At 45.8% G+C, this 12,674-nt stretch carries 16 protein-coding genes and 5 tRNA genes; 16 read left to right on the top strand and 5 right to left on the bottom strand.

What is annotated here, in order from left to right:
* Window positions 1–32: 32 nt before the first annotated feature.
* The 4 genes from alr (at window position 33) to PSHG_RS19490 (ending at window position 4,396) form a co-directional block, all read left to right on the top strand.
* Window positions 33–1,226, top strand: a complete 1,194-nt coding sequence (alr, locus tag PSHG_RS19505; protein WP_010276584.1) for an alanine racemase — start codon at window positions 33–35, stop codon at window positions 1,224–1,226.
* Between the two features lie 159 nt (window positions 1,227–1,385).
* The gene (locus PSHG_RS19500) at window positions 1,386–1,637 is read left to right on the top strand and encodes a CopG family ribbon-helix-helix protein (protein ID WP_392392027.1); all 252 of its coding nucleotides are present in this window, start codon (window positions 1,386–1,388) and stop codon (window positions 1,635–1,637) included.
* A 3-nt stretch (window positions 1,638–1,640) separates the two neighbouring features.
* A complete protein-coding gene (locus tag PSHG_RS19495) occupies window positions 1,641–1,991 on the top strand; it encodes a type II toxin-antitoxin system PemK/MazF family toxin (protein WP_010276580.1) in 351 nt (116 codons plus the stop codon).
* 227 nt (window positions 1,992–2,218) lie between these two features.
* Window positions 2,219–4,396 carry a Tex family protein gene (locus PSHG_RS19490; protein ID WP_042122485.1) on the top strand — a complete coding sequence of 726 codons (2,178 nt, stop codon included), beginning with the start codon at window positions 2,219–2,221 and terminating at the stop codon, window positions 4,394–4,396.
* Between the two features lie 232 nt (window positions 4,397–4,628).
* Here PSHG_RS19490 and cmpA read toward each other — a convergent pair whose 3' ends face one another.
* Together cmpA and PSHG_RS19480 are read right to left on the bottom strand one after the other, a co-directional pair.
* Window positions 4,629–4,760, bottom strand: a complete 132-nt coding sequence (cmpA, locus tag PSHG_RS30300) for a cortex morphogenetic protein CmpA (protein ID WP_085980220.1) — start codon at window positions 4,758–4,760, stop codon at window positions 4,629–4,631.
* A gap of 88 nt (window positions 4,761–4,848) precedes the next feature.
* Entirely contained in the window at window positions 4,849–5,205 is a 357-nt protein-coding gene (locus PSHG_RS19480; RefSeq protein ID WP_010276573.1) for a hypothetical protein, read from the bottom strand.
* A 373-nt stretch (window positions 5,206–5,578) separates the two neighbouring features.
* Between PSHG_RS19480 and PSHG_RS19475 the strand changes: the two genes are divergently transcribed.
* The 6 genes from PSHG_RS19475 to PSHG_RS19450 all read left to right on the top strand — a co-directional run bounded on the left by PSHG_RS19475 (window position 5,579) and on the right by PSHG_RS19450 (window position 7,141).
* Complete coding sequence (locus PSHG_RS19475; protein WP_010276570.1) at window positions 5,579–6,046, top strand: SprT family protein; 468 nt, start codon at window positions 5,579–5,581, stop codon at window positions 6,044–6,046.
* Window positions 6,047–6,416: 370 nt separating this feature from the next.
* A tRNA-Asn gene (locus tag PSHG_RS19470) sits at window positions 6,417–6,492 on the top strand.
* Window positions 6,493–6,500: 8 nt separating this feature from the next.
* Window positions 6,501–6,592: transfer RNA gene (locus PSHG_RS19465), tRNA-Ser, on the top strand.
* A 268-nt stretch (window positions 6,593–6,860) separates the two neighbouring features.
* Window positions 6,861–6,935, top strand: a tRNA-Glu gene (locus PSHG_RS19460).
* Between the two features lie 4 nt (window positions 6,936–6,939).
* Window positions 6,940–7,015 (top strand) — tRNA-Lys (locus tag PSHG_RS19455).
* Between the two features lie 43 nt (window positions 7,016–7,058).
* A tRNA-Leu gene (locus tag PSHG_RS19450) sits at window positions 7,059–7,141 on the top strand.
* Between the two features lie 113 nt (window positions 7,142–7,254).
* Here PSHG_RS19450 and PSHG_RS19445 read toward each other — a convergent pair.
* The 3 genes from PSHG_RS19445 to PSHG_RS19430 all read right to left on the bottom strand — a co-directional run bounded on the left by PSHG_RS19445 (window position 7,255) and on the right by PSHG_RS19430 (window position 10,003).
* A complete protein-coding gene (locus PSHG_RS19445; RefSeq protein WP_010276566.1) occupies window positions 7,255–8,391 on the bottom strand; it encodes a site-specific integrase in 1,137 nt (378 codons plus the stop codon).
* Between the two features lie 755 nt (window positions 8,392–9,146).
* Window positions 9,147–9,560, bottom strand: coding sequence for an ImmA/IrrE family metallo-endopeptidase (locus PSHG_RS19435; RefSeq protein ID WP_010276563.1), 414 nt, complete (start codon window positions 9,558–9,560; stop codon window positions 9,147–9,149).
* Between the two features lie 53 nt (window positions 9,561–9,613).
* Window positions 9,614–10,003 carry a helix-turn-helix domain-containing protein gene (locus tag PSHG_RS19430; RefSeq protein WP_010276561.1) on the bottom strand — a complete coding sequence of 130 codons (390 nt, stop codon included), beginning with the start codon at window positions 10,001–10,003 and terminating at the stop codon, window positions 9,614–9,616.
* A gap of 156 nt (window positions 10,004–10,159) precedes the next feature.
* Between PSHG_RS19430 and PSHG_RS19425 the strand changes: the two genes are divergently transcribed.
* The 6 genes from PSHG_RS19425 to PSHG_RS31590 all read left to right on the top strand — a co-directional run bounded on the left by PSHG_RS19425 (window position 10,160) and on the right by PSHG_RS31590 (window position 12,670).
* Window positions 10,160–10,390 (top strand): helix-turn-helix transcriptional regulator, encoded by a 231-nt coding sequence (locus PSHG_RS19425; protein ID WP_010276559.1) that lies wholly within the window; start codon window positions 10,160–10,162, stop codon window positions 10,388–10,390.
* Between the two features lie 14 nt (window positions 10,391–10,404).
* Window positions 10,405–10,605 carry a helix-turn-helix domain-containing protein gene (locus PSHG_RS19420; protein ID WP_010276556.1) on the top strand — a complete coding sequence of 67 codons (201 nt, stop codon included), beginning with the start codon at window positions 10,405–10,407 and terminating at the stop codon, window positions 10,603–10,605.
* Between the two features lie 12 nt (window positions 10,606–10,617).
* Complete coding sequence (locus PSHG_RS19415) at window positions 10,618–11,277, top strand: Rha family transcriptional regulator (protein ID WP_010276551.1); 660 nt, start codon at window positions 10,618–10,620, stop codon at window positions 11,275–11,277.
* Between the two features lie 90 nt (window positions 11,278–11,367).
* Window positions 11,368–11,622 (top strand): hypothetical protein, encoded by a 255-nt coding sequence (locus PSHG_RS19410; protein WP_010276549.1) that lies wholly within the window; start codon window positions 11,368–11,370, stop codon window positions 11,620–11,622.
* A gap of 127 nt (window positions 11,623–11,749) precedes the next feature.
* A complete protein-coding gene (locus tag PSHG_RS19405) occupies window positions 11,750–11,983 on the top strand; it encodes a helix-turn-helix domain-containing protein (RefSeq protein WP_010276546.1) in 234 nt (77 codons plus the stop codon).
* Between the two features lie 180 nt (window positions 11,984–12,163).
* Window positions 12,164–12,670, top strand: a complete 507-nt coding sequence (locus tag PSHG_RS31590) for a hypothetical protein (RefSeq protein WP_010276544.1) — start codon at window positions 12,164–12,166, stop codon at window positions 12,668–12,670.
* Window positions 12,671–12,674: the final 4 nt, after the last annotated feature.

Raw genomic sequence — 12,674 nt, 5'->3', positions numbered from 1 at the left:
CTGTCTAGGCTGCAAGAAGAAGGTGAAGGAGTTTGGACTCGTTTTATCGTCCTACATGGATAGAGATTTCCCTGGATGCATTGCGTGACAACCTGGAGGCATTTGCGAAGCTGCTGCCTCCATCCATGCACAGGATGGCCGTCATCAAGGCGGATGCTTACGGGCATGGTGCCGTGGAAGTGGCTAAGGAAGCCATTGCCTGCGGCGTGACTTATTTGGGGGTAGCCTTTTTGGATGAGGCGTTGGAGTTGAGAAGAGCAGGCATTACGACACCGATTCTCGTCTTGGGCTATACCCCTGTCCAAGGAGTGCCGCTCGCCCTCAGTCATGATATTACATTGAATGTGTACAGTGAGGATGTTTTGGAGGCTTTGGCTGCAGGGGCGACAGAGCAGCATCCTGCGCGAGTTCATGTCAAGGTCGATACCGGAATGGGGCGGTTAGGGCTGCATCGGACAGATGAAGCCATCGCATTCATTAACAAGGCTCTGCGTACACCTGGCATCGAATTGGAAGGGGTATTCACTCATTACGCCTGCGCGGATGAAGAGGATAAAACGTATACGAGAGAGCAGCACCGCAAATTCAAGCAGATTATTGATCATTTTGAACAGAGTGGGCACTCCTTTCGTTTTATCCATGCAGGAAACAGCGCAACCGCGATTGATTCGCCCGAGTTGACTTATAATATGGTGCGTCTTGGCATAAGTATGTATGGAATCTATCCTTCAGCGGAGGTTTGCCGTGAGCGGATCAGGCTGAAGCCGGTGATGAGCTTGAAGGCCGGCATTGTGATGCTTAAGGAAATGCGGGCGGGAGAAGCGATCAGTTATGGTTCCATCTATCATACCAAGCAGGATGGAGAACGGATAGCGACACTTCCGGTCGGATATGCAGACGGCTATTCCCGGATGTTAACGGGCAAGGCCGCCGCGCTTGTCGGCGGACGCCGTGTACCGGTAGTGGGGACGATCTGTATGGATCAGTGCATGCTGGATGTTACTCAAGTTCCTGAAGCGAAGCTGGGCGACGAGGTGGTATTGTTTGGCACTCAAGGCGAGGAATCTATTACCGTAGAGGAGATTGCCGCTCAACTGGGAACCATTCCGTATGAAGTCGTGTGTATGATTTCGCATCGTGTAGCGAAGATTTATGTGCGCGGCGGTGAAGTTCAAGAAACCGTCAATTTATTGCAGCATTATTACGGATCGCCCTCAATCAGCTGATTTGAGTGGGCATCGCCAAGGAGTATAGCTTATTTGCTATACGAATGTCATATATTTTTTCTTGTATTAAATTGCTTACATTCCGTTATAATGGTAATATGGGTTTTGAAATGTTTGGAGGTGCAAAGATCTGTGTCCAGTTTGAACACTAAAAGGATCATGATTAGTTTGCCGGACCAGCTTTTGCGAGAGGTCGATGGAATTGTGGAACTTGAGAAATCCAATCGCAGTGAATTGATTAGACAAGCGATGCGGCTTTATCTCGGGGAACGCAAGAAAAGAACTTTGCGCGAGTCGATGCAGCGCGGATACATGGAAATGGCAAAAATCAATCTCCACATCGCCTCGGAAGCTTTTCAAGCGGAGGAAGACGCGGGAGGCACAGTAGACCGCTTGGTTAGCGGGGTGTAAACATTGATAGTGAAACGTGGCGATGTATTTTTCGCAGAGCTTTCACCGGTCGTGGGGTCGGAGCAGGGTGGCGTCCGACCAGTGCTAGTTATTCAAAATGACATTGGAAACCGATTCAGTCCGACGGTCATTATTGCGGCAATTACGGCCCAGATTCAGAAGGCCAAACTGCCTACTCATGTGGAAATCGATGCAAAGACGCATGGGTTTGACCGCGATTCGGTCATATTATTGGAACAAATTCGGACCATTGACAAGCAGCGCCTGACGGATAAGATCACTCATTTGGATGATGAAACGATGCGCAAAGTGGACGATGCTTTGCAGATTAGTGTCGGCCTAATTGATTTCTAACCAGCGAATTCCAGTGAGATAACTTCATGACTGGCACAACAAACGGAGGGATGCAGTTCCTTCCGTTTTTTGTCGGTATCCGTTATGGAACGCAAGCCGTATTGGTAGAACAGCAGAAGAGGGTGGGCAGATTAATGACGAACGGGATGAAGGAAAGTGTTAAGCCGGTGCAGGAGCAGGAGGCAGCAGCGGCTGCAGACCAAGAGCAGGCCGCGAAGGAGAAGGCGATGATCCGGGAGCGGATCCTGAAGCAGTTGGCTGCTGAGCTGGCATTGCCTTTTGGCAAGGTCAAAACTACGGTCGGCTTGCTCGATGAAGGCAATACGATCCCATTTATCGCACGCTATCGTAAAGAAATGACAGGTGAGATGGATGAAGATACGTTAAGAACGATAGAAGAACGGCTGCATTATTTGCAATCGCTTGAGGATCGTAAGCGTGAAGTTATTCGCATCATAGAGGAACAGGGCAAGCTGTCCGCAGAGCTTCAGGCTGAGATCGAGCAGGCAACGAAGCTGCAGGAAGTGGAGGACTTGTACCGTCCCTACCGGCAAAAGAGGAAGACGAGAGCAAGCGTGGCGAAAGAGAAAGGGTTGGAGCCGCTTGCAAACTGGATTTTATCGCAGCCGCGTGAAGGGGATGTACTGACAGAAGCCGCGCGGTATATAGATGAAGAGAAGGAAGTAGCTTCCGCTGAAGATGCGCTTCAGGGCGCCAAGGACATTATCGCTGAGATGATGGCGGATGAGCCGAAGATTCGTGCCTGGGTGAGAAAATACGTCTGGGATCGCGGTGCCGTGATTACTAAAGCGAAGGATGCTGATCAGGAATCCGTTTATGAAATGTACTATGACTATCAGGAGCCGGTGAATAAGCTGCCTTCCCACCGCATCCTGGCGATTAACCGCGGTGAACGCGAAGAGGTGCTGAAAGTATCGATCGAGGTGCAAGCCGAGAAAATTTACGATTATATGAACCGCCACTATATTAAACGCTGGGGCTCGATCGCGGTTCCCGTGATTGAGGAAGTGGTGGAGGACGCCTATAAGCGATTAATTGCTCCGGCAGTAGAGCGAGAAATCCGCAACCAATTGACCGAAAAGGCAGAGGAGCAGGCGATCCAGATTTTCTCGGAAAATCTCCGCCATCTGCTGCTTCAGCCGCCTGTCAAAGGTAAGGTCGTGCTCGGTGTAGATCCGGCTTTCCGGACAGGCTGCAAGCTTGCTGTTGTGGACGAAACCGGCAAAGTGCTTGACATTGCTGTTACTTATCCGACTGCGCCGCATCATAAAACGAAGGAAGCCAAGCAAATTTTCCATGATTTAATCGGACGTTATCAGGTGTCCTTGATCGTTATTGGCAACGGAACGGCTTCCCGCGAAACGGAGCAGTTCGTAGCCGAGCTGATTGGTGAAATCCGTGAGCGCAATCTTGAATATATTATTGTCAGCGAGGCAGGTGCGAGTGTCTATTCGGCTTCCAAGCTGGCTCAGCAGGAATTTCCCGATCTGGATGTCGCTGAGCGGAGCGCGATTTCGATTGCCCGCCGGATGCAAGATCCGCTGGCCGAGCTTGTTAAGATTGACCCGAAATCGATTGGCGTTGGCCAGTATCAGCATGATGTTACCCAGAAAAGGCTGGAGGAAAGCCTGTCTGCAGTCGTTGAGTCGGCGGTTAACCATGTTGGCGTGGACTTGAATACGGCTTCTCCGTCATTGCTTTCTTATGTTGCCGGGGTGAACGCGACACTGGCTAAAAACATAGTCAAGTTTCGTGAAGAGAACGGCAAATTTCTCAATCGCTCTCAATTGAAAAAAGTTCCGCGGCTTGGCGCGAAGACGTTTGAACAATGTGTCGGATTTATGCGGATAAGCGATGGCGATTACCCGCTCGACAACACCCCGATCCATCCTGAGTCGTACGACGTGGTGGACAAGCTGTTTGCAGCGGTAAACCTGGAGTTGAACCAGCTGGGGCAAGCCGAATTCAAAGGAAAGCTGCAATCGCTGGATGTTGAGCCGATCGCGGCCGAGCTTGGAGTTGGAGTGCCCACGTTAAGGGACATTCTGGACAGTTTGCTGCGTCCGGGACGAGATCCGCGGGAGGAGCTGCCGCCCCCCATTTTCCGCACGGATGTGCTTAAGCTGGAGGATCTCTCTCCGGGCATGGAGCTTCAGGGGACTGTCCGCAACGTAATTGATTTCGGAGCATTCGTCGATATTGGAGTGAAGAATGACGGACTTGTACACATCTCGCAGATGAGCAGCAAGTTTATCAAACATCCGATGGATGTCGTTTCCGTAGGAGATAATGTAACGGTGTGGGTGTTGAACGTGGATGTGAAGAAGGGCCGTGTGGGTCTTACCATGAAGCCGCCTAAAGACAGCGGCAGCGCCTTGGGTTAGCGGAGTTTCAATAACGAACTGGTAAAAAACCAAATTGGTAAAAACCAAACAGATAAAACCAACTGGTAAAACTAAACTGGTAAGACCAAACCGATAAAACTAAACTGGTAAGACCAAACTGGTCAAAATAAGCAACTGGTAAATAAAGGACGGGTAAAAACAAAAAGCAGACGGCTGTCGTCTGCTTTTTGCCGATTTCGCTGTATGAAAGCCGCAGGCTATTGCTTGTTCGCTAGCGCTGCTGTTCTTTAGCGACATATTGTCGTGTACGGTAAAAAAACCAGCAATCATTAAGCAGTTTAACCTGCTTGCGGTTCTTGCTCTGGAATGCTCTCATAAGCTGCGAGCTTAGCCACTGTGGCATAACTTCCGCCCCTTCCTGCTGAAAAATCACCTGTCTTTTACCATATGGGCAAATAGGGCGTTTTGTGCAGGTCCGAGCGTATGAAAAGTTAAACTTGATCCAGTTCTTCCTCGTACCATTGCTCCAGCTGAGCCTGGAGGGCTCTGATCTCGGTCAGAAGCGAAATTAGAGGATAAGCCGTCTCTTTAATGCTGGAAAATTCCTTTTCCAAACGGTTAATATAATCAAGGCCTCCGGTGACCGGGCAAGCGTTATCGATCACTTCCAGCTGATCGCACTCGGCAATCATTTTGGGAAGCTGAGGTCTATCCTCTGCCGTTAATTTATCCACTTCTTTATGCAAGCGGCGGTTTAAGGCTGTAAGCTGGTACATATGAGTTGCAGGCATTTCTACAAACTCCAATTCTGCTCCTAGCTTCAGCAGTCCGTATCTCATTTTTGGCATAGTCTTCTGCTTTCCCCTCTCGCTTATCTAACTTATGTATGGATGATAAAGCTTCCATATGTAATCTTTCGTGCCGGGCTTGGCCCCAATTTTCCTGGTTTCAAGACTTGTCTACTTGACAGTTTAGCTCAAACTGCGGTAATAATTCAAGAGAGAAGGGGAGCGGGTTTGCAGCCTGCTTGAAATAAAGCCCAGAAACATGAGGAAATAGAATACCTTGAGGGCTTTTGTACGGAGCCTTCAAACGAAGAAAAAAGTTGGGGATCTATTACGGGTTCAGTCTTCAACGAAGGGGAAAGCTGGATGCTTGCACGAAAGCGTCAATCATGCAAATAAGTTGGAAATTTATAGAACTAGCAAGGGAGGCAAAAGAATGAATAACGATGACCTCCAACGGTGGGTGGAACAGATTTCGGAGGTTTATTTTCAGCGTCCCTTTGTTCATAAGGCTGTGTTCAACCCCCGCTTAAGCGCGACGGGCGGAAGGTATTTTACAGGTACCCATAATATAGAGATTAGTCTAAAGCAGTACGAAGCATACGGCAAAGATGAGGTTGAGAGCATCATCAAGCATGAGCTGTGCCATTACCACCTTCACTTGACGGGCAAAGGCTATCGCCATCGTGACCAAGACTTCAGGCTGCTTCTGGCTCAGGTGGGAGGCAGCCGCTACTGCCAAGCACTGCCTTCCAGACAACAAAAAGCCCGTGAGCGAAAGCACCGGTATTTGCTGCGTTGTACGCAGTGCTCTGCTGAATATTTGCGAAAACGCCGCATGGACACAGCGAAATTTGTATGCGGAAGTTGCAAAGGGAGATTGGAACTGTTTGTTCTGGAATAGTTTGTTCTGGAGTAAGCATAGGAGACGAGCCGGGTCCGAGGCTGAAGTTTGAAATACAACTGGAATTACGGGCGCTTCATGACGGGCGGTCGATCGACCACGTGCTTGGTGTGAGACTGTGTAATTTTGCAGCTTTTGGGACAAACTACTCTTAGGATTCAGCGCGAGACTATACTCGGGGCGCTATTCGAGGCGCTGCCCGGGGCACTATTAGTGGATAGTTATCCTAACAAAGATCCAAGGAAAAAGTAAAGAAAAGGTTTTTATCTGATGTGAGTTCATAAAATACAAAACAAAAAGTGAAACCGCCAGCAAGTCTTGACGATCAACGGGATTCATGTTAAATTAAACTTTACATATGACTTTACGTTCCCTGATAGCTCAGTTGGTAGAGCACTCGACTGTTAATCGAGTTGTCACAGGTTCGAGTCCTGTTCGGGGAGCCATTTTATTTGGAGAGATACCCAAGTGGCTATAAGGGGACCCTCTGCTAAGGGGTTAGACTGCGTAAGTGGTGCGAGGGTTCGAATCCCTCTCTCTCCGCCATCTTTTTTTCCATAAAACCGCACAGGCGGTTTTTTATTTTGCTGTAACCTGTTGTTGGCTGGCTTCCGGGCAGTTGGTTGCTCCTCATTGACCTCCCGAACTATTGACCAGCTGAATTATTAAGCCAGTTACAGGATTGGCAGTGAAACCCGAAGAATCGGATTAAATATAGAATGAAACATTGGCTTAGGAATCGAAAAATAAATGCTTGTCAACGACATGAATTTCCGTTATAATAACACTTGTCGCCTTGAGAGGCAGACACTGTGGCCCGTTGGTCAAGCGGTTAAGACACCGCCCTTTCACGGCGGTAACACGGGTTCGAATCCCGTACGGGTCACCATTTTGAGCCATTAGCTCAGTTGGTAGAGCACCTGACTTTTAATCAGGGTGTCGAAGGTTCGAGTCCTTCATGGCTCACCATTGCTTCACTTGGGGAGCATGGAGGGACGTTGTTTCATATTGAGCGGTCGTGGTGGAATGGCAGACACGCTATCTTGAGGGGGTAGTGGGCGTACGCCCGTGGAGGTTCGAGTCCTCTCGACCGCATACCGAAGAAGTCCTTGTATATCAAGGGCTTTTTTCTTTTCCTAGCCAAGATTTTGACCTCCTCAAAAATCAGTTTAGTGGTCAATGACAGGATTTTGACAGGCTTTATTGTGCTAAAGCGTGTTTTTCTTGCCTTCAAAAGCACTCTCAAACCGATCTGCTGCCCCCTGTTGCATGTCTGGGAGAACATGAGTGTAAATGTCGCTCGTGGTTGATGTTCGACTATGCCCAAGACGTTCGGATACTACTTTGATATTTTCCCCCATTTTAAGGAGAAGGGTTGCATGAGTATGGCGAATATCGTGAAATCTGATTTTTGGAACATCTGCGGCCTTGATCATGCGTTCGAAGTGTTCTAAGAAGTTTCTCGGCTTTATTGGGGACCCATCTTCCCAACAGCAAACTAAGTCATGATCTTTATATCCTGGACCTAACAGCAACTTATGTTGCGCCTGTTCTGCCTTTCGTTTCTTTAACTCCTTTACAACATTTTCGGAAAGGGCGATTTGACGAACTGAGTTTTCAGTCTTTGGTTCCTGAAATATTACTCCCTCTCCAGGTATCCAATATACTGATTGCGCAACAGTAAGCTTTCTGTTTTCTAAATCAACGTCCTTCCAACGTAATCCTAATACTTCGCCGCGGCGCATTCCGGTAAATGCAGCCAACACAAACCCGATATGACAAACATTCTCCTTGCTCGCATCCAGAAACCTCTGAATTTCTTCAATGGTCCATGTCTGTATTTTGGTTTTCTCTAATCTGGGAGGCTCAACACCATTCATAATATTACGGTTTGTAATCTGCCATTGGATGGCTTTTTTCAGAGCCGACCTAAGTAGTGAATGAATACTGTGAATATAACTGGAGGATAGGTTCTCATCTTGCAACTTTCCGTAGAATTTGTTTATATCTACCGGATTGAGTTTTTCCAACTCAATGTTCCCTATGGCCGGCACAATACGCTTTTGGACCAGAAGCTCCCTTATACTGTAACTAGATGCTCTCATCTTCCTTTTAGCATAATCCCGAAGCCATAAGTTAAGGAATTGTTCCACGGTCATTCTCTTTGGAACATGATATTCACCTTTTTCAAATTTGGAAATGATGTCTGCACAAGCTGCCTCTGCTTCTTTTTTTGTTTTGAATCCTCCTTTGCTTTTCTGCACTCGCTTTCCCGTTTCTGGATCCCGTCCAAGCTCGACTTGATAATACCATGTGGAACCACGCTTCCTGAACGTCCCTTTCATCTTTTACCCCTCCTGTGGATAATATGTTGATAAGAATATATGTTCTACTAATCGTGGAAAAGAAAAGCCCGAAATAAGGGCTTCAAGACTATTCTTTATCAAAACCTAACACTTCTTTGAATTCATTTAGATAATTTATACCTTCTGTGAAATACGCCACTGAATCGTTTATCAATTCTTCTGTTGCGTTCATCTCAGATGCGGGAAATTCTTCTTTATCTAACATTTTCTTTGCTTTGCTTATTGCTTCAAGTCGAAATGCAATGGCATCTTCTACTTCTACTCTAAATGATCCTAGTCTTTTCTTTAGATCATCATTGAATTTTTCATCCGGCAGTTCCCCTAGTTGCCTATATATAAGGTCGTACCTCTTCTTGGCAGTGTCTAATTTCTTCCAAGCTTCAGATGTTGTGAATGTACCATCCGTAACCCCTTGGAATGTAAAAACCCAAAGAGTTTCCCAAATAAAATCAAACTCTTCAATTATGTGATCGATTTCCGGTTTAGTTTTTCTTCATAATAGCTTCTTTGTTCTTCGATCGGTATTTCTTGTGCGACAGGTTCGTTTTCTCTATTCTTATCAGTTTCATCAACTTGGGATACTTCCAGGGAACTTGATGGGGTAATTACTGGACTATTTGAAGGTGTCGGTTCCCCTTCTTTATTGTCGCTACAAGCGGAAATAAAAAGAAAAGAGATAAGAATAAATAACAATAATTTTTCATCAGTTTTACCTCAATCACCTTTATTATTGCTCACATATAGGCAGCCATTTCTTTAGGTATTCCAACCCTCATACAGTATTCCTCTTTCGATTCGGATTCCAACATAGAAATTTTCATTGTAAGTAGTCTGACTGCGAAGGTATTAGCTTGTCTTTCCAGTTTCCCAGGGTGGTACAGTGTCTTTTCTTCAATGAAATAATATCCCATCCCAGGATGAAGCCGGTCATGTCCTAATTCATGAGCGCATACAAAGCGTTGTTCTATGTAGGTCAGGGCCGTGCTGATCGCTATGTATCGGCGCCGCAGAGTTTTAAGATAAAACCCGCGGCATCCCTCTGGTAAATCTAAAAACCACACTTCAATGTTTAGATAAGAAGCTAACTCAAACGGGCAGTTCGTTTTGAATTTGCGGACAAGCTTATTTGCCTGCTGAGTAATGAGCAATTAGGACCCTCCAATGAGTGTAATATTTGATTTGCTCAGGCACTCCTATCTGTTTATTCTGTCTGTTTTCGTTTATTCTTCTTTTTCGCATCCCAAAACATTGCTTCCATGAAACCGATAATCTTCGCTCTGTCTTCTTCACTCATAGGCACACCATCAAACATTACTTCTTGCTGCTCCAGGAAATTCCTTGCGTCTCGTTTATCTTTAGAAGTGGCCCAGGTCGGATAATCATCTCTCCCTTCATCTTCTCGGTCAAGAAGGAAATCAACAGAAACTTGGAAAACATCCGCTATTTTCTGAATTGTCTCAAGATCAGGATGTCTGTTTCCTTTTTCATAACCAGAAATTGATACCTTAGTAACGTTAATTTTATTGCCGAGTTCTTGTTGTGTCATTTTATGAGAAATTCTAAGTTGTTTTAATCGGCTTGGAAACCCCATTTTCAAAACTCCTTATAAGTTAACTAATACCATTATAAGTTAGCAATAAGTTAACGTAAATAAAGTTAACTAAATAGAAATTTTTGTATTGACAATTAACTATCAGTTAACTACAATAGAGTTAACCACAAGTTAACTGAAGAGAGGTGAAGGGATATGATTAAAGAGAATTTGAAAAGGATACGTAAAACCGAGAGGAAAACTTATCAGGAAGTGGCTGATGCGATCGGTGTAAGTAAACCTTATTACTGGCAAATTGAAAATGGTAAGAGGCGTTTGTCTTATGAACTTGCCGTTAGAATAGCTGCGGTATTTAATAAAAAACCAGATGATATTTTTTTGCCAGAAGAGTTAACTAAAACGGAACAAATCACAAAAACGGCTTAGAGGAGGTCAGTTAAATGAGCAGGGAGTCATATCCAGAAATCCTAGATGCTCAGGACATTGCTCAAATCATGAGGGTTTCCCTAAGTAAAGCTTATGACTTGATGGAGTGGCAGGGATTCCCTTTAGTAAGGATCGGTAGAAACAAGAGAGTTGGAAGGGAAGCTTTCTTCGAATGGTTGGATAGGCAGGCAGTAAAACAAAAAGAAGCTATCTAAAGGAGGCGTATCATGAACAAATTAGTTTTCATCCATAATAATCGTCCAGTGACAGACAGTCTGACGGTATCAGAGGTATTTGGTAAAGAACATGCAAGAGTTATGAGGGATATCCGGGATCTTGGTTGTAGTGAAGAATTTCGACTCGGCAATTTCGCCGACTCCCACTACGAGAACCTTCAGGGACGAAAAATGCCAAAGATCATTATGACGGAGCAGGGGTTCACACTTCTGGCAATGGGATATACCGGTCCGAGAGCTATGGAATTCAAAGAGCAATACATTTCTGAGTTTCATCGAATGAGGGAGGAACTCAACTCTAACAAGGTTGTCGCTCTTGATGAACGCAAGGTTCGGATGGAACTTCTGAAAACCGCACTGGAGCATGAAGAACGTTTAGACCTGGTAGAAGACAAAATCCAGTTGATTGAAAAGAAAGTGGACGAGCAAATCACGCTTGACCACGGCGAGCAAAGAGAAATGCAGAAGGCAATCGCTAGGAGGGTGTATGAACTGGAAACCGATCCGGCGGCTAGAAGAGAGTTGTTCAGTCAGATACACCGCGAGATCAAGGATCGGTGGGCTGTTGGAAGCTATAGGGACGTTAGGAGAACTGAACTTAAAGAGGTTATCCGGTACATTAACGCTTGGATCCCGAAGAGAGTAGCTTAAGGAACTTCTTAATGTCTAAACCCAGCTGCTTACAAACCTTGCGAATATCAAGTTTCTTCATTAATACCACCTCAGGAAGGAGAGTGAAAAATGAATATCAAGGAGTTTAGCGAGGATGACATCAAAGTTGGCGAGACATACTGGTTTAGATGGTTTAGATCAGTAGGTGGCGGCGCCCTAAAAAGAACTGTTATCGAAATTGGATCACCACATAAACGGCTCTTGAGATATAGAAAACCTTCTGGATCGGAACACGAAATTGATATTCGCAACTTCGTGAAGATTTACCGATCAAACGGAATTTCGGAAGAGGAAGCCAAGAAAGAAGTATTTCATCATGATTGAGGGGTAAGGGGAGCCCGCCACGTTCGCGGGCCCGAGGGGAATGTGTGGGATGTTCTTACTTATAGTTTACAACGGAAAAGCATTCCCTGTCTGTTCGAAATTAGAACAATGGGGGAGGTGATAATATATGAGTTTTGGCGGTGCAATCATGAGAGCTTACAGGGCACACATGGGCTGGAGCCAGGAAAAACTAGCAGAAAAGCTCCACTTGTCCAGAAGCGCTGTAAGCAAGATAGAAAATGATCAGCAAATGTTTGATGTCAACATATTGGCAAAGTTGATCAGGCTATCAAATGAACCGACTATAGCATTTTCCATAATTTGTGGAGTTGATGGTTTACTAAAACTTTTAGGAGGTTGAACGATGTTTAGCGGAATATCAATGAATCCAGGTTGGCAATTGTTAGGAGCGTTTTTAATCATATCACTATTGATTATCTGCATCACAGGCTTACTTGAAGACAAAAAAAGAGACCACTAAAAAGTGGCCTGAGAAAAATAATGTTGAATCAATTATAACACAAAAAGGAGCGAACGTAATATGAAAGGTACAGATTTGTTAACAGTTGATCAGATAAAGAGCTATGACCCATGCAGCGAGGGGTACAAGTTTTTCCTGACGCATTTTCCCGATGGCGGCGAGTATCAGGCTATCTTGGACAAATGTTGCGAGGCCGGACGATCGGACTGGGCGGAGTGGCTAATACGTAAAGTTGGCCCGACCGAGGATGTGCGGGAGTATGACGAGCATGTTAGTAGCACGGAGTTGTCTATCGTCTTTGCTGGCAGAGTGGTATTTAAGCTAGGAGCCGTTGTTAAAAGGTTGATCGCAGGCTTGGGCATCGAGGCAGGCGAGGGCATCGAGGCAGGCTGGGGCATCGAGGCAGGCGAGGGCATCAAGGCAGGCTGGGGCATCAAGGCAGGCGAGGGTTACGGTGTTTTTGCCGGATTGCGCATCCGTTTGTCAATGTGGAGTCGATACGCAAAGGTAACGGCTAAATCTAAGCCGGACAACCTCATTAGCGGGGAGTGGGAGGAAATGAAATGACATA

The organism is Paenibacillus senegalensis JC66 (genome assembly GCF_000285515.1).
Classification (GTDB): Bacteria; Bacillota; Bacilli; order Paenibacillales; family NBRC-103111; genus Paenibacillus_L; species Paenibacillus_L senegalensis.
The sequence above is the reverse complement of the archived record's forward strand: the minus strand, read 5'-3'. Positions and strand labels throughout refer to the sequence as shown.